Origin of the sequence: Herbidospora mongoliensis (assembly GCF_001570545.1) — a bacterium.
Lineage (GTDB): Bacteria > Actinomycetota > Actinomycetes > Streptosporangiales > Streptosporangiaceae > Herbidospora > Herbidospora mongoliensis.
The window spans coordinates 1-25,923 of the sequence record NZ_BBXD01000032.1 but is presented as its reverse complement, the minus strand read 5'-3'; the positions used below and the strand labels follow the sequence as shown (position 1 = coordinate 25,923).

At 67.3% G+C, this 25,923-nt stretch carries 21 protein-coding genes and 3 pseudogenes; 15 read left to right on the top strand and 9 right to left on the bottom strand.

The features are described from left to right. Positions 1–41 precede the first annotated feature (41 nt). Positions 42–653, bottom strand: coding sequence for a mycothiol-dependent nitroreductase Rv2466c family protein (locus AW272_RS39445; RefSeq protein ID WP_157519323.1), 612 nt, complete (start codon positions 651–653; stop codon positions 42–44). Between the two features lie 217 nt (positions 654–870). On the opposite strand from AW272_RS39445, the gene AW272_RS39440 reads away from it, so the two are divergent. Further along, a complete protein-coding gene (locus AW272_RS39440) occupies positions 871–1,608 on the top strand; it encodes a thioesterase II family protein (protein WP_066376280.1) in 738 nt (245 codons plus the stop codon). Between the two features lie 53 nt (positions 1,609–1,661). Then, on the top strand, positions 1,662–2,348 hold the full coding sequence (locus tag AW272_RS39435) for a transposase (protein WP_157519319.1): 687 nt from the start codon (positions 1,662–1,664) through the stop codon (positions 2,346–2,348). A gap of 54 nt (positions 2,349–2,402) precedes the next feature. Here the strand turns inward: AW272_RS39435 and AW272_RS39430 are convergent, their stop codons facing one another. Next, the gene (locus tag AW272_RS39430) at positions 2,403–3,947 is read right to left on the bottom strand and encodes an aspartate aminotransferase family protein (protein WP_066376267.1); all 1,545 of its coding nucleotides are present in this window, start codon (positions 3,945–3,947) and stop codon (positions 2,403–2,405) included. Positions 3,948–4,221: 274 nt separating this feature from the next. Here AW272_RS39430 and AW272_RS39425 point away from each other — a divergent pair, with 274 nt between their 5' ends. The 4 genes and pseudogenes from AW272_RS39425 to AW272_RS46355 all read left to right on the top strand — a co-directional run. Beyond that, a complete protein-coding gene (locus AW272_RS39425; RefSeq protein ID WP_245657969.1) occupies positions 4,222–4,716 on the top strand; it encodes a flavin reductase family protein in 495 nt (164 codons plus the stop codon). 22 nt (positions 4,717–4,738) lie between these two features. Further along, positions 4,739–5,353 (top strand): XdhC family protein, encoded by a 615-nt coding sequence (locus tag AW272_RS45450; protein WP_066376260.1) that lies wholly within the window; start codon positions 4,739–4,741, stop codon positions 5,351–5,353. Continuing rightward, positions 5,350–5,508 (top strand): annotated as a pseudogene (locus AW272_RS46210) (XdhC family protein); the annotation flags it as partial. The gene AW272_RS45450 and the pseudogene AW272_RS46210, both read left to right, overlap by 4 nt. 130 nt (positions 5,509–5,638) lie before the next feature. After that, positions 5,639–5,692: pseudogene (locus AW272_RS46355) on the top strand (hypothetical protein); the annotation flags it as partial. 237 nt (positions 5,693–5,929) lie between these two features. Here the strand turns inward: AW272_RS46355 and AW272_RS39415 are convergent. Further along, positions 5,930–6,490: a DUF421 domain-containing protein gene (locus AW272_RS39415; RefSeq protein WP_066376257.1), complete on the bottom strand. Its 561-nt coding sequence runs from the start codon at positions 6,488–6,490 to the stop codon at positions 5,930–5,932. Between the two features lie 531 nt (positions 6,491–7,021). Between AW272_RS39415 and AW272_RS39410 the strand changes: the two genes are divergently transcribed. After that, positions 7,022–7,336, top strand: a complete 315-nt coding sequence (locus tag AW272_RS39410) for a globin family protein (RefSeq protein ID WP_066376255.1) — start codon at positions 7,022–7,024, stop codon at positions 7,334–7,336. A gap of 386 nt (positions 7,337–7,722) precedes the next feature. Here the strand turns inward: AW272_RS39410 and AW272_RS39405 are convergent, their stop codons facing one another. Both AW272_RS39405 and AW272_RS39400 read right to left on the bottom strand, forming a co-directional pair. Continuing rightward, entirely contained in the window at positions 7,723–9,105 is a 1,383-nt protein-coding gene (locus AW272_RS39405) for a tetratricopeptide repeat protein (RefSeq protein ID WP_066376253.1), read from the bottom strand. Then, the gene (locus AW272_RS39400) at positions 9,072–9,350 is read right to left on the bottom strand and encodes a hypothetical protein (RefSeq protein WP_066376252.1); all 279 of its coding nucleotides are present in this window, start codon (positions 9,348–9,350) and stop codon (positions 9,072–9,074) included. The genes AW272_RS39405 and AW272_RS39400 overlap by 34 nt, the downstream gene beginning before the upstream one ends. 259 nt (positions 9,351–9,609) lie before the next feature. On the opposite strand from AW272_RS39400, the gene AW272_RS39395 reads away from it, so the two are divergent. Next, the gene (locus tag AW272_RS39395; protein WP_218011227.1) at positions 9,610–9,915 is read left to right on the top strand and encodes a hypothetical protein; all 306 of its coding nucleotides are present in this window, start codon (positions 9,610–9,612) and stop codon (positions 9,913–9,915) included. A 12-nt stretch (positions 9,916–9,927) separates the two neighbouring features. Here AW272_RS39395 and AW272_RS39390 read toward each other — a convergent pair. Together AW272_RS39390 and AW272_RS39385 are read right to left on the bottom strand one after the other, a co-directional pair. Beyond that, positions 9,928–10,263 (bottom strand): annotated as a pseudogene (locus tag AW272_RS39390) (integrase core domain-containing protein); the annotation flags it as partial. A gap of 10 nt (positions 10,264–10,273) precedes the next feature. Beyond that, entirely contained in the window at positions 10,274–11,344 is a 1,071-nt protein-coding gene (locus AW272_RS39385; protein WP_066376241.1) for an IS110 family RNA-guided transposase, read from the bottom strand. Positions 11,345–11,730: 386 nt separating this feature from the next. Here AW272_RS39385 and AW272_RS44640 point away from each other — a divergent pair, with 386 nt between their 5' ends. The 7 genes from AW272_RS44640 to AW272_RS42910 all read left to right on the top strand — a co-directional run bounded on the left by AW272_RS44640 (position 11,731) and on the right by AW272_RS42910 (position 25,086). Further along, a complete protein-coding gene (locus AW272_RS44640) occupies positions 11,731–11,931 on the top strand; it encodes a hypothetical protein (protein ID WP_157519317.1) in 201 nt (66 codons plus the stop codon). Positions 11,932–12,268: 337 nt separating this feature from the next. After that, positions 12,269–13,045, top strand: a complete 777-nt coding sequence (locus AW272_RS39380; protein ID WP_157519315.1) for a hypothetical protein — start codon at positions 12,269–12,271, stop codon at positions 13,043–13,045. Next, complete coding sequence (locus tag AW272_RS39375) at positions 13,029–13,517, top strand: hypothetical protein (protein WP_066376237.1); 489 nt, start codon at positions 13,029–13,031, stop codon at positions 13,515–13,517. Before AW272_RS39380 ends, AW272_RS39375 begins: the two co-directional genes overlap by 17 nt. Before the next feature lie 392 nt (positions 13,518–13,909). After that, positions 13,910–14,251 (top strand): DUF6247 family protein, encoded by a 342-nt coding sequence (locus tag AW272_RS39365; protein ID WP_275527349.1) that lies wholly within the window; start codon positions 13,910–13,912, stop codon positions 14,249–14,251. Continuing rightward, positions 14,248–14,493: a hypothetical protein gene (locus AW272_RS39360; protein WP_066376232.1), complete on the top strand. Its 246-nt coding sequence runs from the start codon at positions 14,248–14,250 to the stop codon at positions 14,491–14,493. Before AW272_RS39365 ends, AW272_RS39360 begins: the two co-directional genes overlap by 4 nt. Before the next feature lie 854 nt (positions 14,494–15,347). Next, positions 15,348–24,551, top strand: a complete 9,204-nt coding sequence (locus AW272_RS39355; RefSeq protein WP_066376231.1) for a DUF6531 domain-containing protein — start codon at positions 15,348–15,350, stop codon at positions 24,549–24,551. Positions 24,552–24,609: 58 nt separating this feature from the next. Then, positions 24,610–25,086, top strand: a complete 477-nt coding sequence (locus tag AW272_RS42910; RefSeq protein ID WP_157519313.1) for a hypothetical protein — start codon at positions 24,610–24,612, stop codon at positions 25,084–25,086. Between the two features lie 171 nt (positions 25,087–25,257). Here the strand turns inward: AW272_RS42910 and AW272_RS42905 are convergent, their stop codons facing one another. Beyond that, entirely contained in the window at positions 25,258–25,335 is a 78-nt protein-coding gene (locus AW272_RS42905; protein ID WP_245657970.1) for a hypothetical protein, read from the bottom strand. A gap of 60 nt (positions 25,336–25,395) precedes the next feature. After that, the coding region (locus AW272_RS39350) for a transposase (RefSeq protein WP_218011226.1) at positions 25,396–25,923 on the bottom strand (528 nt) is incomplete at its 5' end.

The window sequence follows — 25,923 nt, the reverse complement described above, 5'->3', positions numbered from 1 at the left end:
GCACCGGGCACCACCCACCGTGTCCCGGCCGGATCCGGCCGCTAACGGATGATCGGAGCCCGGGTCCGGCTGCGCTTCAGCTCGAAGAAGCCCTTGGTGCCCGACACGAGCGCCAGGCCGTCGAAGAGCCTGCCCGCCGCCTCACCGCGCGGGATCGGCGACATGACCGGCCCGAAGTAGGCGACGCCGTTGATCGCCAGGATGGGGGTGCCAACCTCGTAGCCGACCCGGTCCATCCCGTCCATGTGCGATGCCAGGAGGGCGTCGTCGTAGTCCTTGTCCTCAGCCGCCTCGGCGAGGTCGACGGGCAGGCCGATCTCGGCGAGGGAGTCCACGATGGCCGCGCGGTTCAGGGTGCGGCCCTGGTGCTGGTAGCGCTTGCCGTAGGCCGAGTACAGGGCGCCGAGTTCGGCGTTGCCGTGCTGCTGTTCGACCGCGATGGCGACCCGCGCCGGTCCCCACCCCTGCCGGACGATCTCCACATGCTCCGGCAGCAGGTCGACGCCCTGCTGCAGGATGGACCAGCTCATGACGTGCCAGCGCAGGTCGACCGGGCGGATGTGCTCCACCTCCAGCAGCCAGCGCGACGCGATCCACGACCACGGGCACATGGCATCGAACCAGAAGTCCACAGGGATCCTGTTTGACTCAATCGTCACGGTCGGTCCTTCCTTGACGCATGTTGAACACCTCTGAAATTAAGACCGCCCGTCGGCTCCGATTCCATCGGGAGGCGAGGAGGGAACCGCCGCACGGGATTCCGCTGATGGCGCGGCGATTACCGGGTCGTGACCGGTGGTGCCGGACCAGCGGCAAGGCTGGCGGTGACCGGACCGGCACGACATAGACAATGGGGACGATGTGGACGAGATGCGCCGGAGATGGTTCCGCGGCTTCGGCCTGGAGGCCGCCGCGGACGCCCCGGACCTGATCTGCTTTCCGCACGCGGGCGGGGCCGCCACCGCCTATCGGCTGCTCGCCCAGCTGCTGACGCCCGGAGTGCGGGTGCTGGGCGTGCAGTATCCAGGCCGGCAGGACCGGCGTGCGGAGCCCGCCGTGGAGAGCGTCACCGGTCTCGCCGACGCGGTGGCCGATCTGCTGCCGCCGGACCCGGGCCGGCCGTACGCGCTGTTCGGGCACAGCATGGGCGCGGCCGTCGCCTACGAGACGGCCCGCCGGATCGCCGAGCGCGGCGGGCCCGAGCCTGAGCGGCTGTTCCTGTCCGGGCGCGCCGCGCCGGCGGCCGATCCCCGCCACAGTGACGTGCTGACCGGGGACGCGGCGATCGTTGCGCGGATCCGGCGGCTCGGCGGGACGGCGAGCGGGGTGCTGGACGACCCGGAGCTGCTGGAGATGGTCCTGCCGGCGTTGCGTGCCGACCATGCCGCGCTGCGGACCTATCACTGGAAGCCCGGGCCGCTGCTGGAGGTGCCGTTCACCGTGCTCGGCGGCGACGCCGACCCGATGGTCACGCCGTCCGAGGCTGTCCAATGGCTGGAGCACTCCGGTCTCCCGGGAGAGGTGAAGATCTTCAAGGGCGGCCATTTCTATCTGGAGACGGAACTGGCCGAGGTGGCGGGACTGCTGTCGGCGGCGCTGCGCCGCTAGAAGACCGCTGAAATCCTGTGTTCTGGCCCCGTTCTTTCCGGAATGAGGCCCAAGTGATTCACGTGCGGGGTGAGTGGGCCGCAGGGCTCGTCGGACCGGACGTGTGGCAGACCTGCCGGGAGTTGATCCCGGCGGGGAGCGTGTTCGCGTTCCTGGCCGAGCATCGTCAGGCGCTGTTTGCGGCGGAGATGTTCGCGGACATGTATCGGCCTTGCCGCCACGCGCTGACCTCGGCAGGGCATCGCACAGTGATCAAACCCGCGCCGCTGCGGCCGGCCGTGCCCGGCGGGTTCAACCTGGACGACTTCGCCATCGACACCACCGCCGGGACCGTGACCTGCCCGGCCGGACACCAAGTCCCGCTGTCAGCGCCGTCAGGCCGCCACCTGCAGCGCAAGGCGTTGTTCTCCGGCCTGTGCGCCGGCTGCCCGCTGCGCCCGCGCTGCACCACTGCCAAAGCCGGGCGCATCCTCACCCTCGCCCCCACCACGACGAGCTTGCCGCCGCCACGCCGCCACCGATCGGGCCTGGCGGGAGGATTACCGGCGCTGGAGGCCCCGGTCGAACGCGCCATCGCCTGGATCGTCGCCCGGGGCAACCGCCGATTACGGTATGTCGGCACCATCAAGAACAACGCCTGGCCCCACACCCGCGCCGCCGCGCTCAACCTGCGAACCCTGATCAACCTCGGACTCACCCGCACGAGCGCGTCCTGGACACTGGCCTCCACGACCATCTGAGAAATCGCGGGCCGCGCAACGTCGCCGCACGCGAACAAGATCTTCAGTGGTCTTCTAGGCCGTACCGGATGAGGTGGGGGACGGCGCGAAACGGCCGTCCTCCTGGTCGCGCAGGACGGTGCACAGGTCGCGCAGCGCCGTCTCCAGGCGGTCGACGTGGTCGGCGGTGAGGCCGATCGAGGGTTCGAAGCGCAGGGTGTTCACGGCGCTGGCGGTCGGGAAGACGCGCATCGCGTGCTCTCGCAGCAGGAACCCGGACAGGAAGTAGCCGAAGAACCCGGACGCCGAGGCCGCGCCGATCGAGGGGGCCGCGGCACCGGACTGGTCGTGGAAGTCCAGGCCGAGCATCAGCCCTCGCCCTCGGACGTCCTTGACGACGCCGGGGAAGTCGTCGCGCAGGGCACGCATCACCGACAGCAGCCGCTCACCCAGTTCGGCGGCCCGCCGGTACACGTGGCCGTCGTCGGCTTCGAGCAGTTCCAGCGTCTTCAGGGCGATGCCGCTGGAGAATCCGTCCTTGGCGAAGGTGGAGCTGTGCAGCAATTCGAACTGCGGGCGGTAGCGGGACTGGCGGACCAGCAGAGCGGCGCACTTGCCGATGCCGCCGCCGAGGCCCTTGCCGATGACGTAGTAGTCGCCGCGCAGACCGACGGCGGTCCCGGCGAGGAAGTCGCCCGTCCGGCCCATGCCGCTCTGGATCTCGTCGACGATGACGGGACAGCCGATCTCCGCGCAAGCCTCCTGAATCTCCTCGACGAACTCCGACGTCAGGGGGGTGATGCCGCCCTCACCTTGGATCGGTTCGAGGAAGAAGGCGCAGAACAGCGGGAAGGGGCGTTCGACCGTCCGGACGAGGCCGTCCTCGACGACCAGGTCCAGCAGCCGCGCCGAGGCCGCCTCGTCCACCAGGGGCTTGAGGCTGCCCGAGCGATCCGGTGACACGAAACGGGCCTGGGCGGCGAGCGCGCCGAACGGGGTCCGCACGCCCGGATTGTGGGTGAGCTGGAGGCTGCCGACGAGCTTGCCGTGGAAGCCGCCCTCCAAGGCGGCGAACAGCGGCGGCCGGGCGGCCAGCTCGGCGTTCACCCGGCGGATCCGGGCGACGGTCTCGGTCACTTCGATGTCGTCGCCGAAACGGGCCAGCGCGCCGTCGATGTGCTGTTCGATCTCGGCCAGCGCGTCGGCGATCCGCAGGACGCGGTCGAGTTCGGCGTGCTTCATCGCCGCCTCGATGCCCTCCGCGCCGGTGCTGGCGAAGATGGCGAAGAACGGCTCGTCGGTGCCGAGCTCCCGCCGCATGATCCGGTTGAGCGCGGCCGCGACCTCACTGGCGACGGACTGCACGGAGAACTGGGCGAGCACCGGAGTCCGCGCGTCCAGCAGGGCCTTGGCGTGCGCCACGATCTCGGGGTGGTTGTGTCCGAACAGCAGGGACCCGTAACCGCCGACGAGGTCGAGTACCGGCCGCTCCGTGCCGTCGGCGCTGCGCTGGTAGAGAATGTCGCCCTCGGCCCGGACATACTCCACGTCGAGCCCGGCCGACATGAGCACCTGACGCAGGTGCGGCTCGGCGAGGTCGTGTTCAGCGTCTACGCGCATCGGCCCATCCTTTTCTGACAGGGAAATTGTCATCAACAGAACGCATTTTAACTTCGCGGTCAAGAAAGGCATTCTCCTGCCGGTAGCGGCGCGGTAATTCGGAGCGGGAAATTTCGAGAGTGAGTGACGAATTACCGCCCAATGGGCCGACGTCCGGTGCGGGCTGGTTGATTGGTCGATAGGCGGCTGTCCGGTCGCCCGCTATTCGCCGCCGTGCCGATTCGCTGAGAGGGATGCCGTGAAGTCCACTCCCACGAAGATCAGTGTCCCGGGTGTGCAACCCTTCGAACTACGTGATGTGATGTCGCGGTTCGCGACCGGCGTGGTCGTCATCACGGTCGGCGGGCCGGACCCGCACGCGATGACCGCCAACGCATTCACCTCGGTGTCGCTGACGCCTCCGTCGATCCTGTGCTCGATCTCCCACAACGCCGTGATGCACGAGGCGCTCACCGCGGCGCGACGGTTCGCCGTGACCATTCTCGACGCCCGCCAGCAGGAACTGGCGGCGCATTTCGCCGACAAACGGCGGGTACTCGGCATCACCCAGTTCGCCGGGGTCCCATTTCGTGCCGGCCCGCACACCGGTGCTCCTTTGATCTCCGGGGCGCTGGGCTGGCTGGAATGCGAGCTGATCGACGCCCACGACTTCGGCGACCACACGATTTTCATCAGCGCGGTGCTGGCCACCGAGCGCGGACCCGGCGACGCCGGGCTGCTGTTCTTCGAGAGCCGATACGACCGGGTTGGCCCGGATGTGTCGGCATAGCCACGGGATGGTAGGGGGACCGATGCGGGAGGTCTTGGACGACCTGCTCGCCTGGTGGAGCGCGGGCGAGACGGTCGGTGTCGGCACCGTGGTCGGGACGTGGAACTCCGCGCCCCGCGCCGCGGGCGCCGCGCTGCTCGTCGGCCCGAAGGGCGAGACGATCGGCAGTGTGTCCGGCGGCTGCGTCGAGGGAGCGGTCTACGATCTCGCCTCGTGGGTCGCGTCGGATCCGCTGCTGCCGCCTGTCCTGGAGCGGTACGGGGTCTCCGACGACGAGGCGTACGCCGTCGGGCTCACCTGCGGCGGGACGATCGACGTCTTCGTCGAACGCGTCAGCAGGGCCGATTTTCCCGAGTTCGGCGAGGTCGCGGAATCGGTCCGCGGCGGCGTGCCGGTCGCGACCGTCACCTGCGTCGGCCCCGACCGGTCCGACCGATTCGGCCGCAGGCTCGTCGTCTGGGCGGACCGTACCGCAGGGGGTCTCGGCCTCGACCGGCTCGACCAGGTGGTCGCCGAGGACGTCCGCGGGCTGCTGGCCGCGGGCCGTACCACCACGCTCCGCTATGGCCGCGACGGGCAGCGCCTCGGCGACGACCTGCTGTTGTCCGTCATCTCCTACGCGCCGCAGCCCGCCTGATCATCTTCGGCGCCGTCGACTTCGCCGCCGCCCTGGCCCGTACCGGGTCGTTCCTCGGCTTCGATGTCACCGTCTGCGACGCCCGTCCGGCCTTCACCACCCCCCGCCAGTTCCCGACGCGGACCGCGTCGTCGTCGACTGGCCGCCCCGCTATCTCCGCGACGAGGCCCCGGCTCGCCGCGTCGACGAACGAACCGGCGGTCGTGTGCGTGCTCGCCACGACCCCCGGTTCGACATCCCCTGCTGGCGACCGCCCTGCGGCTCGACGTGGCCTACGTGGGGGCGATGGGATCCCGGCGTACCCACGCCGACCGCGTGGACCGCCTCCGCCGGGCCGGCCTCGCGGAATCCGAGCTCGCGGCGCTGCACTCCCCCATCGGCCTGGACCTGGGCGCCGACGGCGCGGTGCGTTCGGATGGGGGCACTGGCGACCTCATGGAGGTGCTCAACGTGCTCGCCTGCCACCCGGGCGTCATCCCGGAGCACTTCCTCACCCTCGTCCTCGACGGCCTGGGCCGCCGTGACCCCGGTGATCAGCGAGAGGGCCCATCCATCGCTCGGCGGTGGCCGGCTGTTTCAGGTGCTCGGCCCATCGCCTCCGAACGGCGGGATGTCCGGGGCGGGCGAGTTCCACCCGCATGCGGGGTCGCCATGCTCCGCGCGGGTGATGAGGGATACCGCGCCGTTCGGTTCGAACACCGCCAGGCGTACGGCCGCGAGCTCGGTGATGCCGTGCTGGCGCAGGACGATGTCCAGGTCGGGCCGGGTCATCCCGCAGCGGCGCAGGGCAGAGGGCAGGATCACGCCGTCGTGGACGAGCAGACGCGGCGACGGATCGGCGACCTGGCGAACGCCGGGGAGAAACCGCAGGTAGACGACCGCCACGTGGGCGACCAGCAGTGTGAAGAGGGCGGCGGCGCCGACGAGCCACGAGGCGTCGGTCGCCGTCGCGGTCCGTCCGATGAGCGCTCCGACCGCGACGGCGGTGACGAAGTCGAACGGGGCGAGTTCGGTCAGCGCGCGCCGTCCCGTGAGCCTGAAGGCCACCACCGCGGTGAGGAACAGCGCCAGCATCTTGACCGCGGCCAGCAGCGCCCGTTCCGGATCGCCGACCAGCGCGTCGAGCACACTGTTCATTCGTGGCCCAGTAGGCCTCGGACCGTACTGAGAATTCTGCCGTCACCCTTGGGAGTGATCACTGCGGCTCTGTCCACGTTCCCGTCCCCCGACTTCACGCGAGATCGCCGAGACGGCGGCCGGGCGCCGTCCACTACAGGTATAAGACCTGGTCAGTGATCGGTTGATCTCCCCCAGCGTCTCAACGCGGCGTGGATCTACCCTGCGCGTGCACGAGGAAAACGCGCCGCCGGAACCCGCTGAGTCTTCGGCGCGGCGGTCCATGGTGCGCGGTGATGGAGCAGGCTGTGCAGCCGCGACGATTCGTCCAGGGCAAGCAAGATCCAGCACACGGCGGGTCGGCGATCAGGGCGAGGTCGCGTCGTCGGCGGTCACCTTCGGTAGCCATCCCCTGGCACCCCGCTAAACGACGACGATTCGACGGCTATCAAAATGTCCCCGGATTACGGTTCAAATATCCGAAATGCCCAGAGTGATGACAGGAAGGGTGGGGAGGGCCCGAGGAGTGATACGGCAGGTGGGAGGCCTGGCATGAGTGAGCACCGACCGACACCGAAGCTGGTGACCGAGCAGGCCGAGGAGATCCCCGGCTACACCTACGCCACCTCCGAGGCCGCGTCCACGCCGGGGGCCATGGAGGACCTGGAGCGCCTCAAGGCCGTGGTGGACCTGACCGAGGAAGACGAGAGCGTCTTGGTCGACGCGGCCGCCGTGCCAGCCGACCAGGCCGACGACATGGTGACCGCCTACCGCGAGCGGCTGGGAGAGATGCCGTTCATGCGTCCCCACTTCGGCCATCCGGACAGCTCGGCAAACCCGGAATACGGCGCGGCGTCCAAGCCGTGATTCGACCGCTTCATCATCAACGCCTGCACCCGCCCGCTGGATCAGGACCGGCTGAACTACCAGCACGAGATCGGCCTGCGCCACACCCGGGCCAACAAGAACACCACCGACCACGCCGACTCCCACGCCCACATCCCGACGCGCTCCCTGGTCGCCTTCGCCGCAGTCGTGATCGCCACCACACGCGAGTACCTCGCCGCCGGCGCCGCGCAACGCGACCTCGGCATCTGGGCAAGGGATCTGGACGGATCACCTTGATCTACCAGGCCCCGCCTCCACCCGCCTCTTGACGACTGGGGACGACCCTTAACTTCGCGGCATTGAGCGGTCACTTATGAACACAGCGACTGCACACTATGGCCATTCTAAATAAGGTCGGTATCGGCCTATTGACGTGCAGCCAGTACGTTCCCGCGCACGATCTTTGTTGTCGGGTGGTCGGCTCCCAGCACCCGCTCACAGTCAGCCAGGGTCTGCTCGTACAGCGGGATGGCCCGGTCCAGATCCCCCGCCGCCCGGTAGGCGCCGGCGAGGTCGTTGCGGGAGGCCAGGGTGTCGGGGTGGTCGCCGCCCAGCACCCGCACCCGATCGGCCAGCGTCTGCTCGAGCAGCGGGATGGCGCGTGCCAGGTCGTCCAGGTCCTTGAGGTACGTGCCGCACCAGGAGCGTAAGGACAGCAAGTGTTCAGATGGTTCCCTCAGGAGGGCGGTCAGGGTGTATAGGGCGGTGGTCTGCTCCATCAGCATCTCGACCGCGGCACGCGCGGCCCAGGTGGCGGCGCCGTCGGGGATGTGGTTGTTGAAGCGGTGCAGCAGGTCGACGGCATCGTCGAGCCCCTGGGCCAAGCGGCTTTGGCCACCGCTGTCGCCATCACCGTCGCCGGCTGGTGTGGTGTGGTGGGCGCGTTCGCGCAGGACCCGGCTGGTCAGACGGTGCTTCAGCAAGGTGGTGCCGTCCTCGCTGAAGCTGATCAGTGAGGTGTCGGCCAGATCGGCCAGCAACTGGTCGATGTCGTCAGCGTCGGCGGGTTCGGGTTCTGAGGTGCCGTACAGAACCGCCCGCGGGACACCGGCCTCCGACAACACCGCCAGCAGTTCCAACAAGTCCCGCGCGCCGGGGATGGTCTGTTCGGCCTGGTCGATGGACAGCAGAATGGCTTGCGCGGTCACGGCGGGGTATCCGTCCGCGGCGTGTGACAGGTACCGGTCCAGTGGGTAGTCGCGTAGCAGGGCCAGGTAGGCGGGGTAGGTCAGGCGGCGTCGGTGGATGTAGGCACCGGCCTGCCCGACTGCCAGCGGCAGACACCCCAGCTCAGCGGCGACCTGAGCGGCACCCGGGGTGGTGCGCCCCGTCCGCTGATGCAGGAACGTCACCGCCTCCCCGGGGGTGAAGACACCGACGTCGACCGCCTCATACCGGGTGTGGAAGGCGCGGTTGCGGGTGGTGATCAGGATCCGGGCGGCCCCGGTGGCTGGGCACCACCGCCGTACCTGCTCCACAGCCGCGGCGTTGTCGAACACCAGCAGCACCGGCTGCCGGGCGGCCGACAGCCACTCCCGCGCCCTGACCGCGGCGGCGTACGCGTCCTCGTCCGGGACGATGAGGTCCAACCGCCGGGCGAGGCTGGCCAAGCCGGTGACGATCTGCTCCTCGGTCTCGGCGGTGATCCAGGCGATGACCGGCCACCCGGCCTGCTGGCAGGCCCAGGCGTAGGAGGCGGCCAGCAGACTCTTTCCTACGCCTGGGGTGCCGGTGACCGCGTCGACCACCGCCGCACCGTGTCCGACGCGACCCGTTCATGCAGCCGTGCCAGCAGTTCGGCACGCTCTTGAAAGGCGCGAGGCTGCTGCGGGATGTCACCCTCGACGATCTGCCCGGCCACCAGAGCCGGCGCGGGGGTGGTGTAGACGTTGACGTCGCCGGCCACGTGCTGGATCTGCGTGAGATCTCCATGGATCCGGTTGGCGGTGGCCGACTGCCCGGCCTTGGGCTCTCCGGAGCCGACTGCTGCCATGGCGTCATCATCGCCACAAACCCACACCTGGCCCAGCCGAACGCACCAACCCGACGATCTCAATCCCGCACCGACCGCTTACCTGATGTGGCTGCGTGAAGATGAGGCTTGGAGGGGTGATGGGCGATCTCAGGAATTCTGTGCCGGGACACGATCAGTACGAGCTGCTGGTGGCGCATGGTCTCGGCGAAAGCTTCGGCGGCCTGTGGGTGGAGCGGGATCACGGCGTGACCAGGTTCTGGGCGAGGCGATGGTGGCGATGACCGATCCGCCCGTGATGCTGATCGACAATCCCGCGGTCTGGATCGGGCCGTGTAGTCCCGGCTGGTCGATGGTGATCGGCGCCTACGTACCGTATAGCTCGGGTCCGCGGCTTGGTGTTGTCAATGGGCGCCGCCTGCGGGTTCGCTGGCTCTGGGACATCGACGGCCTGTACGACCTCGGCTTCTACCGCGACGGCGATCTGGTGGAGCAGCTTCCAGGCTTTCCCAGTGGAGAGTTGGATCCCGGCCCTGAACTGGAGCCGTTCTGCCTCGGGCTGCCCCGCGAAGGCGTCGAAGAGTGAAGCGGTCCGGGATCAGTGGAGGCTCAAGGGGCTGACTCCAGCTGCCGGTTGGGGCTGGTGTTGAGCGTAGTAGGTGGTCTCGTATTCGGCGGGTGGGACGTTGCCGATGGCGGTGTGGATGCGCTGGTGGTTGAACCAGTCGACCCATTCGGCGGTGGCGAGTTCGACGTCGGCCAGGCCCTTCCAGGGCTTTCGGGGTTTGATCAGTTCGGTTTTGTAGAGGCCGATCGCCGATTCCATCAACGCGTTGTCTAGGGCGTCGCCGACGGTGCCGATCGAGGCGTCGATCTTCGCGTCGAGCAGATGCGCGGTGAAGGCGAAGGAGGTGTATTGGCTGCCGGCGATGCTCTCCTGTGTGTCAAGTGGCTGAGCGCCGCGGATCCGCATCCTTTTTGATCAAGTAGTAGGCCTCGCGGGCGACGAACCGTTTCAGGCAGCGGATGATCTCTAACTTGGACTTGCCCTCGGTGGTCCGGCGGGCGAGGTAGGCCTGGGTCCGTGCATCGGTGCGGATGCGGGTGACCACGGCCAGATGCAGCGCGGAGTTGGCCTGCCGGTCGCCTCCGCGGTTGAGCCGGTGGCGCTGATGCAGTCCGGAGGAGGCGGGCAGCGGGGCGACGCCACAGAGTTTGGCGAAGCGGGCTTCACTGCCCGGGCGGGTCGGGTTGTCGCCGCAGCTGATCAGGAGCTGGGCGGTGTTCTCCACGCCGAAACCGACTGCTTCCAGAAGAGATGGCGCCAGTTCGCGCACCAGCGGCTCGATCAGGTCGTCGAGGTCGGCGATCTCGTCGTGGAGTTCGAGATAGCGGCGGGCCAGCGATTTCAGCGCGATCCGGGTGGCGGCGACCGGGTCGCGGAAGGCGGTCAGATCGGGCCGCCATGCGGCGATGGTGCGGATGAGCTGCATCCGGGTGAGGTTGCGCAGTTGGTCACGCAGTTCCTCTGGGGCGGAGATGATCTGGGCGCGGAGCATCTGCAGGGCGACGCGGCGGGACTTGACCGCGGTGGTGCGGGCGATCCTGAGCACCCGCAGGGACTCCACCATGCCGTCGCGGGTCTTGGGGGTGATGACGCGGCGTCCAGACAGGGCGGCGTGAGCGGCGTTTTCGGCGTCGATGGTGTCGTCCTTGCCGCGTCGGCGCCGGTCGGAGCGGTCGGGCCGATCGACTTCCACCACCTCGATGCCGGCCTGCTGGAGGTGGCGCAACAGGCCGGCGCCGTAGGAGCCGGTCCCCTCGACGCCGATGCGGCGGACGTCGCCGAAGGTGCGCATCCAGGCCAGCAGGGCGCGGTAGCCGGCTCGGGTGGTGGAGAACGACTGAGCGCCCAGGACCTGGTCGCCGGTGTCGACCACAGCCGCGACGTGCAGGTCTTTGTGGGTGTCGACGCCACCGACGACGACGCGGGAGATCGATGCGATGCTGGGCATGTCGGCCCTCCTGGCTCGGCGGGATTGAGTACCGCAGGTCGGCACCGGCTCGCCGGAGGGGCGGACACGACAGTGATGGGACGCCTTCGGCCAGGCTCTCCTCAGGTCACAACCCGTCGGCGAGGCGAGTGCCTCGCCGGGATGCTCCCGGGCCACCGACAGATCCGAGGAAAGACAGCACCGTCGATCGGAGTGCGGGTCAGGAAGCAAGGCAGCATCCCGGCACCAGCAATCCTGTCGCGTCCATCGCTGTGAGGGTCAGGAAACCAGGAGCACCGGCACTCCCATACTCACTGTGCTCTCCTCTGTCGAAGGTGACTCCCCGCCAAGGTCCCTCTCCCAACGGCCCCGCGCATGAGTCGCCCCCTACTCAAGAGCAGGCAGACGTGACGTTTCCGTTGCCGGGGCCTGGTCATGCGGGGGACGCGGCCCGGGCGCGCGACCAGTACGCCGCGCAGCTGCCCATCCGCGAACGCGTCCTGGGCGCCGGACACCCCGGCACGCTGACCGCTCGCGCCCAACCTCGCCTACTGGGCCCGAGTTGCGGGGAGACAAGCGCCGACAGCCGGTCCCAGGACGGTTCGTGAGCGTTCACTGAATTCGCCATTACTGGATTATTCGGGCCGCCACAAGCGGAGTTATGTTGAGTAGAGAAGTGTGATTGACTCTGCACTCTTCTGACCTGTGACTCTGCAGGTTTCTGATCTGCGGGTTCGTTATGTCGACCGCCGAGACCTGGGCTGGCGGCGACCGTGAGGTCATGTGCGTCGTCTACGACCCCTGCGGTCAGCGGGGCGGCTTGAAGTTGCCCTGAGTCTGACGCCTCGGCTCGTAATCGTCGACAAATGGTGATCAATTTCGTTGCCGGTGTCTGCGATGATGACCGCTCCGCAAGATCACCGTTTCCGGAAGGGCCGTGGCTCCATGAGGCGATGGTTAACCCTGGTCGTGGTCGCGATGCTGGCCGGGGCGGTGGCGGTGCCCGCCACCGCGGTCGGGCAGGCCGCGCCGCCCGATCCGGTACGCGCCGTGCAGAAGCAGTTGCGCCACGGCCACGGGGTGCGCCTCTCTGAGCTCCACGTGTCGAGCTACGGCAAGGAGCCCTTGGGGCGCACGCGCAGCCAGGTGCAGCTAAGTCCCTCCGGACCGGTCGCCTACGACTCCTTCACCCATTACCTGGTGCTGTCGGAACTGATGCCGGACGCGCCCGAGACCGCGATGCACAACTCGCTCGCCGAGATGGACTGGGACGACATCACCCATGTCGGCGAGGTCACCTATCTCCACGCCCTGCCCGGTTATCTCCCCGACGGCAAGGCGTGGATCCGGGTGAAGCCGGACCGCTTCTATGACGGCGCTTTCAGTGGCCAGCCCATCGACGTGCTCGACACGCGGATGTTGCGCACTGTGCTGCGCGGCATCACCGGCAAGGCCGTTTCCGGTGGATACGCCTACCAGGGCGTCGTGACCCGCGGACTGCTGGGCACGGCCAAGGGGCGCTGGGCAAAGGACAAGATCAGCTGGCGGCTCTGGACCGACGCCAAGGGCCTGCCCACCCGGCTGCGGACCACGATCACCATGCATGGCAACCTAGATTCCGGTATGACTCAGGACACCCGATTCCGCGACTGGGGGTTCCCGCTGGTCGTCACCGCTCCGCCCGCCGATCAGGTGATCGACGAACGTGACCTCCCCGAATGATCATCTGACAGAGCTGTTGCGCCGGCTCGACGATCCCGAATGGCCCGAATGGCCGAAGGGCTACGACCGTCACGCAACCGGCGCGCTATTCGAGCGCCTAGTGGCCAGGCTGAAGGCCGGCTTCGGCGCCTCCTGCCCGGCCGAGCGGGACACCCAGGACTCCAGCGAGTACGGGCGGGTCGAAGTCCCCGCGCACGCGACGGTGTGCGGGGAGCGGATCGTCGTCTCGGTCAGCAAGTTCGGCTCCCTGGCCTTCGTGGCGGCCGACAACCCCGGTGCCTTCCTCGGTACGCGGGAGGCACGCGACGAGGGGGCGCTCGACGCCGGGGATCTCGCGAAAGTCGAACGGGCGCTCACCGAACTGGGCTACGTGGTCGTCCCGGAGGAACTTCTCACGAGCGACTACGACGGGCCGACCGCCGTGCGTTCGGGGCGCCCCAGCTGGTGGGACCGCTACTTCGGCACCTTCTGAGGCGCCGCGTACCGTGGGCCGAACCGAACCCCACAGAGGCGATCGTGACCGTTGACTACATCCGTTATCGCACCCGGCGGACACCTGCTCGCCACCACCAGCGACGACCCGACGGTGCGGCTGTGGCCGGATGTCGGGGAGCTTCAGGAGCCTCATAGCGACAGGGCCGCCCGGCTGCGGCGGGTCGTGGTTGAACTGCGCCGCACCTTGAGGGAGGAACGCGGTGCCTTCGTGGAGGACCTTCGCGCGCTGAGACAGGAACGGGACGAACTCACAGCCCTGCTGTCACAGGCCCAAACGAGCACGTTCGCCCAGCTCAGTCGGGCTGAGCTCACAGAAAGAACGTGCCTTCTGTAGGTCGGCGCCCTTCGCTGACGAGGCGCTGAGCAGGCATAACGCCAACGCATGCACCTGGTTGCACCAGTCTTACCGACACCCCGAGATCGGGTGCTCCCTCGCCAGCCATGCTGGCCCGGCTGCCGGAGCGCCTCCACGGCGTGTTCCTGGCCGAGTACCGGGCGGCCATGGTCGCGGCCGCGCACGAAACCTGGCGGTGGCGTCACCTGGCCGAGGTGCTCAACCTGTGGCACCTGCGGGCCGTCACCTACGCCGCTCCCGGCTACGAGGCGGCACGGGCCGACGTCGCGGCCGGCAACGCGGGCGTCCCGGCTGAACAGGTCATCCCCGGCTGGGCTGAGCATATGGCCGACCGCGCGAGCCGTCAGGCGCCGTGACCTACGAGATCAACTTCCACGCGGCCGCCAGCTCCCAGATCCCGGGCCTGCCTGAGCGCGCGTTCGTCGCCCTGCTCGACGAACTGGCCGTCATCGGCGCCGACCCGCATCACCGTGGCGTCGCCCACCCGGAAGATCCCGCGTTCCGTGAGCAGGCGTTCGGGGGCGTCGGCCTGATCTCGTTCGCCGTCAACGACACCACGAAGACGATCACGGTCTACTCGATCACCTGGGCGGGCTGACCACGCCGCCCTGGCCCTGGTTCTGGCCGTCATCGGTCGGCGGCTGCTCACCTTCGCCACCGCTCCACGACGGTAAGTGACCGCGAGAATGGCGATCGAGGCGGTGTGGAATGCCGAAGAACCCCGCCATACGGCAGGCCTTTGGTTCTTAACCAGAAAGCTCAGCGACACCGGGCTGGCAGGCAACGCGACCATTCAGACTGTTTGCCGCACCAGGCCACCGCCGCTGCCTGCCGGGAAGTTGCGAATTACGCGAGCAGGTGTAATACCTGCTGGGCCTGGCGTTCGGTCACTCGATCCTGTCCACCATCACCGCCCCAGAGGTCTGAGCGAGCGCACTCATTACCCTGACCCCGAGCGCCCGCCCAGCAGGCGTCATCCCGTACCCGAAGAGGAACGGACGCCGGAGCTGCCCTCCTGGTCGGAGGCCTGAACGTCAGAATCGCGGCACGCACCAACGCAGCGATTCTTTTGTTACCGGACGCTGACTGTGAGTACATGATTTCGGCTGCGGCACGTACATCACAGTAAATAAGGCGGCCATAAAAAACAATCTTGCTACTTGTTGATCTCTGACGTAATGTCCTCGGCGTAGATCGCTCCACTCGCGACGGGCGCGAAGGGAGCAGCAGGAAAGTCCCTGTGTGCCCCCGACATCGGAGCGTGCTCTTTCCATGCCCCCATTCGCGCCTAGGCTTTCGCGCGCCCTTTTTCAGGTCCGGACGATTCTCCTAATTACAGCCGGCCTTCCCGGGCTGCTTTTCGTCACCGGGCAAACCGCGGCGGCCTCGACCGGGTTACCTGTCCTCACCTGGTCCGACAGCACGGGTGTGGGTGTCGACCCACCTGAGCAGTTGTCCGGGACCGCGGCCGGCCGGGCCCACCTGACCGGCCCGGCGGCCACCGGCCTCGCGGCCGAGCCGGTCGAGCAGGACCCCAAGGCTCCGGGTGACGCGCTGCCGCGCGAGACCCGGCACAACAGCTCGGGCCAGCCCGCGACGGGCGGACTGCTGAAGCCACCTCCACTACCTGAGGAACTGGCCGGGACCGCCGAGGCCGAGAGCAGCCTTGACGCCGACCGACCGGCCGCGAGCACCGAAGCCCGCAAGACCGGCGACCGCGTGCTGGTCGATTCGGCGACCACCGAGTCGTCGCTCACCTACGCCAACGCGGACGGCACTTTCACCACCGAGATGAGCACCGGGATCAACCGGGTCAAGCAGGACGGCGACTGGGTCCCCGTCGACACCTCCCTGGTCAGCGGTGACAAGGTGCTGCGCGCCAAGGCGGGCAAGGCCGACGTGGAGTTCTCCGCAGGCGGGGATGCGGCGCCGCTGGCCCGGATGAGCCTGGAGGGCGGCGAGTCGGTGGACTTCACCTGGCCAGATCCGCTGCCGAAGCCGGTCGTCAAGGGGAACAAGGCCACCTACGTCGACGCGGCGGGCGAGAACGCCGACCTGGTCCTGACCATGCGCCCGGGAGGGTTCACGCAAGATGTCGTCCTGCGTGAGCGGCCCGACGGGCCAGTGAGGGTCAGCATGGACGTGGAGGGCAAGGGGCTCGTCCTGACCGAGAACGCCGGCGGTGGTCTCGACGTGACATCCGCGGCCGGCCAGGTCGTCGCGCGCGCGGCCAAACCGTTCATGTACGAGTCGTCCGGCGATGAAGGGGATCACGGCGACGTCGCGGAGATCGACACCACGATCGTCGAGGAGGGCGGGCGTCAGAGCCTGGTTCTCGAGCCGGATCCGGAATTCCTGGCCGATCCGGACACGGAATATCCGGTCACGGTGGACCCCACGATCACGCGGTGGTCGGGTATGGACACCTACGTACACAAGAACCTTGCCAACACCACACACGACGGCATGACCCAACTGGAGGTGGGCGAGTCGTCGAACGGCAGCTGGGGCTACCGGTCGTTGATCGAGTTCGACCTGCCCAATCTGTGGGACGCCACGGTGACGGCGGCGACGCTCGAGGTCGCCCATCTGCTGTCCCCCTGCGCCACGATGACCGCCAAGCGGCTGACGAACAACTTCTCCTTCAGCACGACGTGGAACAACCAGCCGACTGCGACCAGCACCGGGTCGGCCACCAGCTCGAACGCCGCCTGTCCTTATTCACGGTTCAACGTGGCCTCCATCGTTCAGGCGTGGGCCGACGGGGCGGACAACTACGGCTTCCAGCTCAGCAAGACCTCAGCCTCCGCGGTCCAGACGCTGCGGTCGGAGGAGAGCGGCATCGAGCCGGTCCTGTCGATCACCTACGCGTTCGGCTCCGCCCCGGCGGTCCCCACCCCGATCGTCGCGCCCCGCGTCGCGGCCCCCAACGGCGGGACCATCACCTCTCAGACCCCCGTCATCTCAGCTCCGCTCACCGACCCCGACGGCGGCACGCTGAGCGCCGACTTCGAGGTCCGGGTGGGCAGCACCACGGTCTGGTCCGACACCGCCAGTCTCGTCGCCTCCGGCGGCACGGCCACCGTCGCGGTGCCCTCGGGCTACCTCTCCGACGGGCAGACCATGCAATACCGGGCACGGGCCTCAGACGGCTCCAACACCTCGTCCTGGTCGTCGTGGACCTCGGCGCAGGTCACCGCGATGGCGGTCGGGTCGCTGAGCTTCGTGTCCTACCAGCCCATCGACAACACCCAGGTCGGCTCGCTGACCCCCGCCCTGTCGGCCTACGCCAAGGCGCCGGGCGAGGCGGCGACGAACTACTGGTACCAGATCTGCGAGGGCGAACCCGGCGACTGGGACTGGTGTGAGGACTCCACCTGGTTGAGCGGCGCGTGGACCGTCCCGGCGAACAAGCTGAAGTGGGGACGCACCTACTGGTGGTACTCCCAGGCCGCGACCAGCGTCACGACCTCCACCTCGCCGTGGCGCACCTTCACCACCACCCCGGAGCAGGCGACGATCAACTCGCTGCTCGCCGCAGGCACCGACGGCCGCGAGTTCGACCACGTCACCGGCAATTACACGACCGCCGCCACCGACGTGTCGATCCCGGCCGCCGGTCCGCCGCTGTCGGTCACACGCACCTACAACAGCCTGGACCCCCGTACCGACGGGGCGTTCGGCGCGGGCTGGACGTCCCGCTGGGACACCCGCCTGGTGAACGAACCGCGACGTAACACCGTGCTGATCACCTATCCCGACGGCCGGCAGTGGCGCTTCGCGGAGAAACCCGACGGCGGTTACGCCGCACCCGAGGGCATGTACGCCACCCTGGCCACCCAGCCGGGCGGCGGCTGGCGCCTCATGGACAAGGACTCCACCTCCTACTGGTTCGACTCGGTCGGCCGCCTCACCCAGGTGACCGACCACCGAGGCCGCAGCCAGACCCTCACCTACACCGCAGGGAAGCTGACCAAGGTCACCGCGACCGGCGGCCGCTCGCTCAACTTCACCTGGACCGGCAGCCACATCACCTCCGCCTCCACCGACCCGGTCGGCGGGACCGTCACCCCTCCGGCGTCGGCCTCGGACGCTTTCACCCGGACGGTGACCGGCGGGCTGGGCACAGCCGACATCGGCGGCGCGTACACCACGGCGGGCACGGCCGCCAGTTACAGCGTCGACGGCGGCGCCGCCAAACTGACCTTGCCGGCCACCGGCGCCAACCGGCGCGCCTACCTGTCGGCACCGGCGCTGACCACCTCCGATGTGACCTTCACCGTCAGCAGCGACAAAGCGGCCACCGGTAACGGCATCTACCTGTGGGGCATCGGACGCAGCGTCACCGGCCAGGGCGACTACCGCGCCCGCGCGCGCCTGCTGTCGGGCGGCTCGGTCGTGCTGGCGGCCAGCCGCGTCGACAACGCCCAGGCCGAGACGCTGCTGGTCTCCGAGGTGACCGTCCCGGGCCTGACCTACACCGCTGGAACCCCGCTGAAGATGCGGGTCAAGACCAGCGGCACCTCCCCCACCACCGTCCAGGCCAAGATCTGGGCCGCCTCGGGCACCGAACCGGCCAGCTGGCAGGTCACCGCGACCGACAGCACCGCCGCACTCCAGACCGCGGGCGGCGTCGGCTTCGGCTCCTACCTGTCCGGCACCTCCACCAACGCCCCCGTGGTCATCACCATCGACGACCTCAACGTCACCAACGGCGGGACGGGCGGCGGGACGGGCGGCACCACCGGCACCCCCCTCACCTGGACCTACACCTACAGCGGCGACCTGCTCACCAAGGTCTGCGCCCCCGGCGCCGGGACGCAGTGCACCACCTACGAGTACGGCAACGACTCCCGCTACCGCAGCGCGGTCATGGACTCGAGCCCGCGCGGCTACTGGCGCCTGAACGAGACGGCCAACGCGCTCGGCACCTCGGTGGCCAACGAGGTCAGCGCGGTCTGGCGAGTGGGACACGCGAAACTCGCCGGCTCGCTCGCCGACGCCTCGACCGGCATCACGGCCCCGCTGGCCGAAACGACCGACAAGGCGATGCGCTTCGAAGGCGCGGCCGGGTCGTCGTATGTGTCGCTGCCCTCCGGCGCGGTGAACGGCCAGGGCGGTGACGTCTCCCTGGAGACGTGGTTCCGCACCACCGGATCCGGCACGATCTTCGGCTACCAGAACTCGGCCGGCGCCACCCCGTCCTCCTACACCCCGGCGATCTACGTCGGCACCGACGGCAAACTCCGCGGCCAGTTCTGGACCGGCACCGTCGCCCCGATCACCACCACCGGAACCGTCAACGACGGCCAATGGCACCACGTGGTCCTGGCCGGAGCGCGCAACACCCAGAGCCTCTACCTCGACGGGACGCTCGTCGGCTCGCTGTCGGCACAGATCGGCCACCTGGGCCAGTGGGACGCCCGCATCGGCTCCGGCTTCGGCTCCGCGAGCTGGCCGAACACCACCGGCACCAGCGGAGTGTTCGGCTTCGACGGCGACATCGACGAGTTCGCCCTCTACGGCAAACACCTGAGCACCGAAGAGGTCCAGACCCACTGGACCACCAAGAATGCCCGCCGCCAGATCACCAAAATCACCACACCGTCCGGCCGCGTCTGGGCGCAGAACACCTACCGCGCCGACGGCGGCCGCCTGCTCACCCACACCGACAACGACGGCGGCCAGTGGGAACTGTCCAACCCCGTCGAGGCCGAGGTCTCCGACACCCAGACGACCCAGACCACCACGGTCACCGACCCCCACGACGGAACCCTCGTCTACGTCACCGACCCGTGGCGCGGCTCCCGGCTGATCTCGGCCAAGGACCAGCTCAACAAGACCACAAGCTATGAGTACGACACCGGCGGATACCTTTCGAAGATCACCGACCGGAACGGCAACGTCACCCAGCAGCAGTTCAACCCCCGCGGCAACCTGGTCGGCCGCAACTCCTGCCGGACCGCGGGCACCTGCGCCTGGGAGTGGTTTGAGTACGAGGAGCACGAAGGCCAGTTCGACCCGCGCAACGACAAGACCAAGGTTCGCCGGGATGCCCGTTCCGCGAGTGCCACGGACGACACCTACGCGACGACCTGGGAATACAACGCCTACGGTGAGATGACCTCGGAAACGCGCCCGACGGATGACGGACCCAGGCTGACGCTGACGTACACCGATGGCACGGAAGCGGCGGTCGGCGGCGGGACGGTGCCAGCGGGCCTGCCGAAGAAAGCGACGGATGCGGAGGGCGGCGAACGGACCTACCGCCAGAACGCCTCGGGTGACCTGGCCGAGTCGACCAGCCCGACGGGCCTGGTGACGACGTACGCCTACGACGCGATCGGACGGAAGACCGCGGAGATCGAAGTCTCCGACGACTTCCCCGCCGGGCTCACCACAACGATCACGTATGACGCCCGGGGTCGCATCGCCACCCGGACCGAGCCGGACATCGAGAACGAGGTCACGAATGTGACCCACACCCGGCGGACGACCTACACCTACGACCCCGACGGCCTACCGCTCACCGAGGTGGTGAGCGACCTTACTGGCGGCGACGCGACACGGCAGACGACCCTCACTTACGACGACTACGGTCGCGTCGAGACGGCGACTAACCCGGAGGGCGGAGCACGCGAGTACGCCTGGAACCACAAGGGCGCTCAGGTGCTGGCGATCGACGAGGTCGGGGCACAGCACGTCTACACCTATACACCTCGTGGACAGTTGGCCGCCGAGGTCCTGAAGGATTGGACCGGCAGCCCGGTCGCGCCGCAACCGGCCGCCGACGTGGTTTTGCAGTCCTTCGCCTACGACAACAACGGACGTCTGTCCTCACAAACCGACGCGATGGGGCGTACCACCAGGTACACCTATTTCGCCGACGACCTCCTCGCGGAGAAGATCGCCGATAACGCGCGGCTCAACGAGTCCACCACACCTCGTGATGTGGTGCTGGAGTCCTACCTGTACGACCCCGCCGGCAATCCGACCCGAGTGACCACGGGTGGCGGAAAGACCCGCGCCGACTACGAGAACGACGAGTCGGGCCGCCTGACATCCAGCACCGTGGACCCGGCTGGGTTGGCCAGGAAGACGACACTGGCCTACGACGGCAATGACAACGTCACCGGCGTCACGAAGACCGGCGCGGGCGACCTGCGGACCGAGGTGACCACCTACGAGTACGACGCCGCCAACCGCACGACGAAGGAGACCGTCGAGAACGGCTCCACCGATCTGGTCACGGTAATGAATTACGGCGACCGGAACAATCCAACGCAAATAACCTCACCAGGTGGTCACACCACAACATTCCGATACGACGGGGCCGGTCGCCTGATCGAGCGGAAGCAACCCTCTGTCCACGTCGAACGGAATGGAACTGCCCCGGTCGCCCAGCAGCCGACCACCCGTTATGCCTTCAACACCTATGGCGAGCAGACCCACATCACCGACGCCGAAGGCCGCACCACCATCACGGCTTTCGATAAGGCCGGACGCTCCACTTCCATAGCTTCCCCCGCCTACGCCCGTCCCGGCGGCACCGTCGTCACACCCACAGCGAGCGTGACTTACGACGACACCGGACGTCCGGTGAGCCTCACCGACGCGCGTGGGCAGGTCATCACACACACATACGATGACCTGGGAAGACTCGTCCGAGTGATCGAGCCTCCCGCCACCACGGGAGCAACGCCCGGTCACACCGATTTCGGTTACACGATGAATGGAGAGCTTCTCTCCATCACCGACCCATCTGGCGCTCGTAAGGAGGCCACCTACGACGACCTCGGCCGCCAGACCACTGCGACCGTGATCGAGCGTAAGCCCACCACCGCTGTGCTTGTCAGCCGCTCCACGTACGACGATGCCGGCAACCTCCTCACCGAACAGCGCCCTGATGGTGACGTAGCGGAAGCCGACATCAACGCTTTCGGTGAGATCACTTCGCTGACCGATCCACTTGGGAAGACGACCGAGTTCGGCTACGACCTGGCCGGCCGTCAGACCTCGGTCGCCGATCCGCTCGGCAACCAGAGCACAACCATCTACGATCTGGCTGGCCGTCCGGTCGGGGTCAATGAGCTGAACGACGCCGACAACATCCTGCGCACCCGCTCCATGAGCTTGGACCCCGATGGCAATCCCACCGCCATCGTGGACGCCGAAGGCCGGACCAGAAGCGCCACCTATGACCCGCTTGGCCGGATCGCCCAGCTGGTGGAACCCGTCTCCCCCACGACGTCGATCACCACGTCCTTCGGCTATGACGCCGTAGGCGCGCCGACTCGCTACACCGACGGCAGGGGTAACACCACCGTCACCAGCTACAACACCCTGGGCCTGGTCGAGTCGGTGACCGAACCCGCCACCGCCCAGCACCCCAATCTGGGTGATCGGACCTGGATCACGAGCTATGACGCCGCCGGCAATCCGATTTCCGAGCTGCAACCGGGCGGGGTATCCATCACGCGAACCTTCGACAACCTCAACCGTCCCACCGAACAGATCGGAAGTGGTGGCGGTTCGGCCCCCACTACGACCAAGACCTTCGGCTACGATCTGGCCGGTCGTATCACGTCGGCCGGTGACCTGACCTTCAGTGTCAATGACCGGGGTGACCTCCTGAAGGCCACCAAGGCCGGCGTAGACCAGGCCACGTTCGCCTACGATGCCAACGGCCGAATGATCCAGCGGAGCAACGCCGCAGGTCTGACCTCGTTCACCTGGGACGGCGGCGACCGCCTGACCACCACCGTCGATCCTCTGACGGGTGTGACGGTCAGTTACGGATACGATGACGCCAACCGGCCCAGCACGGTCGCCTACGGCACCGGGGGTCCGCAACGGACCTACGTCTACGATGATCTCGACCGGGTCGTCTCCGACACCCTGAACACCGGAGCCGGTGCGGGCCTTGCGTCCATCGCTTACGGCTATGACAACGAAGATCGCCTGACCTCGAAAACCACAACGGGTACCGCAGGCGCGGGGACCAACACCTACGGCTATGACCATGCCGGACGGCTGACCTCGTGGACCGACCCAGATTCGGTCACCACCACCTACGCCTGGGACGCCTCAGGTAACCGTACTCAGGCCGACGGCCAGAACTACACCTACGATGAGCGGAACAGGCTCACATCGGGCGCAGGCACCGACTACACCCACACACCGCGTGGCACTCTGGCCACCGCGACCTCCAACGGCGTCACCACCGCCTCGACCTTCGACGCCTTCAACCGCATGATCACCAACGGTGCCGTCTCGTACGCATACGATGCGCTCGACCGGTTGGCCACACGCACCGAGGCAGCCGACGTCACCAAGTTCGTCTACTCGGATACCTCCAACGATCTCGCGTCGATCACCAACGCGGCCGGAGTGGCACGGGAGATCTACAGCCGCACCTCCGACGGCGGGCTGCTGTCCAGCAAGACCGGCGGGGCGCCCGCACAGTTCCAGCTGACCGACCGGCACCGCGACCTGGTCGCTGGCTTCACCTCCGGGGCCGCCACGCTTTCCGGATCCACGGCCTACGATCCGTTCGGCGCCGTCGTCACGAGCAGCGGAACCCGCCCCGAACTGGGATACCAGTCGGCGTGGACGGACCAGGACGGCGGCGCCGCCAACATGGCGGCCCGTTGGTACCAGCCCTCCTCCGGCACCTTCCTCAGCCGTGACTCCGCAACCCTTCCGGCGACACCCTCCATTCAGGCCAACCGCTATGGCTACGCCAACGGCGCGCCTACCAACCACATCGACCCCACGGGCCACTCCGCCTACCCCGTGGACATGCCCAGGGTGGAGGTGTCCCTCAACAGCAATCCCGAGGCCGGATATCTCTGCGCCGGTGGCACCTGCACCGAGACGGACGCCCACGCACGATGGTGGACGAGTTACATGGCGTCTCCGGAGTTCAAGAGCCGGCAGCCACAACTCAACGATGAAGTCGCGAAGATGGGCAATTTCCTGTGGACTGGCCGTCCGGCACCTAAGTATTTCTGGAATGACCAGTACAAACATCTCCGCGAGAAGTTCATGACCGACTACTACGACGACGATCTGTCATTGGCCGACGTCGAGATGCTCTGGGCAGTGCTGACGGCAGCGGACGCCGCCTTCAGGGAACATGCGCCGAGTGGAGCGTTGCCAGCGCCATCGTCCACCCAGGCGAAGGAGCCCGGCTGGGTCGCCAAGATCAGGAAAACCATGACCGGGGTCAAGCAGTGCGTCTCGCATGGGCCAGTAACGTGCGGCGTCATCGTCGACCTGATCATCAACTCTTATCTCAAGTCAGGAACTCGGCCCGACATACCCGACAGCAAAACGGGTGGCGATGGCCTAAAACGGCACTTCATGCTCTCGGGCGGCCTATTTGTCATGCTTAGTTTTAATGACGCCAAGTCCATGCTGATGGCTCACGAGAAGGGCGAAGATCCAAACAGTAAAGACTACCAAAAGGACATGAAGGCTAACGTGGCCGGATATCGATTCGTCAAAGACTACGGAATAAACCTCTTAAAAACTTGGTACGTGGTAGATCGAAGTAAATTCTACTATGAGCTGGAAAAGGGCTACGAGATCTGGAAGAAGAGCGGATATCCCGACACGGACATCTCGCAGTGGAAACTCCATGGGAAGGTGTAAAATCTGGCCGCCGATTTTGGCGGCCATCATGCTGGCGATGACGCCAGGGTGCGGGATCGTGGCCAGTGTCACCGGACTTTCCTGCATCGAAGACCCAACCGAGCTCATGATGGAGCGGGTTCTGCGAGAGCCCATTCTTGACATGGCGCCAGCCGGGGCTACTCCCCAGTCGGCAGGATCCATGGAGCCCGCCTGTCTCGACGACGACATCATAGGAGAGGTACAGCGCCCATACAGCTTTCACGGTTCACCGCGTGACGTCCTGGCCTTCTATACGGCTAAGGCGACGGCAGATGGTTGGCGAATGACCAGAGACGGCCTAGGCAAGCTCAATCCGAGGGCGGGAAGCGATGAACTGTGGCCCTCCGACACCTGCTTCGCAAAAGATCTGGGCGGTTTCGTCGCGGATTTGCAGATAGCGTTTGACTACTGGAGCCCAAAAGTAACAAGTCGTCCAGAAGTGCAGACTTACTGGCGCTCCATTACGTTTTCTACGACAGGCGGAGACTGCGCAAATAACATAAATCTCTATTGAGAGAAACTCTATCAATAGATAACGCAATCAGGATTCCGATATACTTGGCTCCCATGCAAAGGAGGGCTCATCGCGATGATCGCGATGAGCCCTTTCTGCGCCAGCCCGCCAAATAGTTGGCGACTATCGGCCCCCATCGAACGCCGTCGGCCTTGTGCGGCCCTCTTCTTGCTAAGAGGCCCGTAGTGCCAAATACAAATCCACGTGGTCAGCCATCGTCGTCAGGTTCTTGCCGGTCAGTTCTTCCACCCACCTGATCCGATAACGCACGTGTTCACGTGCATGTGTAGAGAGCCTTAATGGCTGAGGTTATGAGAGGTGGGGGTCCAGGCCGGTCTTGGCGATGAACCCGCTGAGGATGCGGCGGCGGTATTGCATGCGTTTGAGCCGGCTCTTCACCAGCGCGAGGAGTTGGTCCTGGTTGCGGGTGGCCAGGTTGGCCAGGGATTTCTTCATGTGGGCCCAGACCGCTTCGACGGGGTTGAACTCCGGCGCGTAGGCGGGCAGGTAGAAGACCGTCAGCCACGGGCGGGCCGCGATCAGCTCGCGCATCCGTGCTGAGTGGTGGGTGTTGAGGTTGTCCCACACCACCACCAGTGGCGCGCCGAGTTGTTGATGCGCCGCGTCGAACAGGGCCGCGTAGTCGGCGGCTGCGAACCCTTTCGGCTCCCCTTTGCGTCCGCGATAGGGGCGGGTGCGGTAGATCAGCCTGGCTCCAGCGGCCGGGTCAGCCGGTTTGACCGCAACCAGCGCGGCGATGGAGATCCGGCCGCCGCCTTTGGCGGTCACCGCCACCACCGGGGTGATCCCGCGTCGTCCCCAGGTCCGGCCCTTGGG

Coding starts and splice junctions, on each gene's coding strand:
- AW272_RS39440 (WP_066376280.1), top strand. CDS start 871: ATGCGCCGGAGATGGTTCCGCGGCTTCGGCCTGGAGGCCGCCGCGGAC.
- AW272_RS39430 (WP_066376267.1), bottom strand. CDS start 3,947: ATGCGCGTAGACGCTGAACACGACCTCGCCGAGCCGCACCTGCGTCAG.
- AW272_RS45450 (WP_066376260.1), top strand. CDS start 4,739: ATGCGGGAGGTCTTGGACGACCTGCTCGCCTGGTGGAGCGCGGGCGAG.
- AW272_RS39415 (WP_066376257.1), bottom strand. CDS start 6,490: ATGAACAGTGTGCTCGACGCGCTGGTCGGCGATCCGGAACGGGCGCTG.
- AW272_RS39410 (WP_066376255.1), top strand. CDS start 7,022: ATGAGTGAGCACCGACCGACACCGAAGCTGGTGACCGAGCAGGCCGAG.
- AW272_RS39400 (WP_066376252.1), bottom strand. CDS start 9,350: ATGGCAGCAGTCGGCTCCGGAGAGCCCAAGGCCGGGCAGTCGGCCACC.
- AW272_RS39395 (WP_218011227.1), top strand. CDS start 9,610: ATGACCGATCCGCCCGTGATGCTGATCGACAATCCCGCGGTCTGGATC.
- AW272_RS39385 (WP_066376241.1), bottom strand. CDS start 11,344: ATGCCCAGCATCGCATCGATCTCCCGCGTCGTCGTCGGTGGCGTCGAC.
- AW272_RS39380 (WP_157519315.1), top strand. CDS start 12,269: ATGAGGCGATGGTTAACCCTGGTCGTGGTCGCGATGCTGGCCGGGGCG.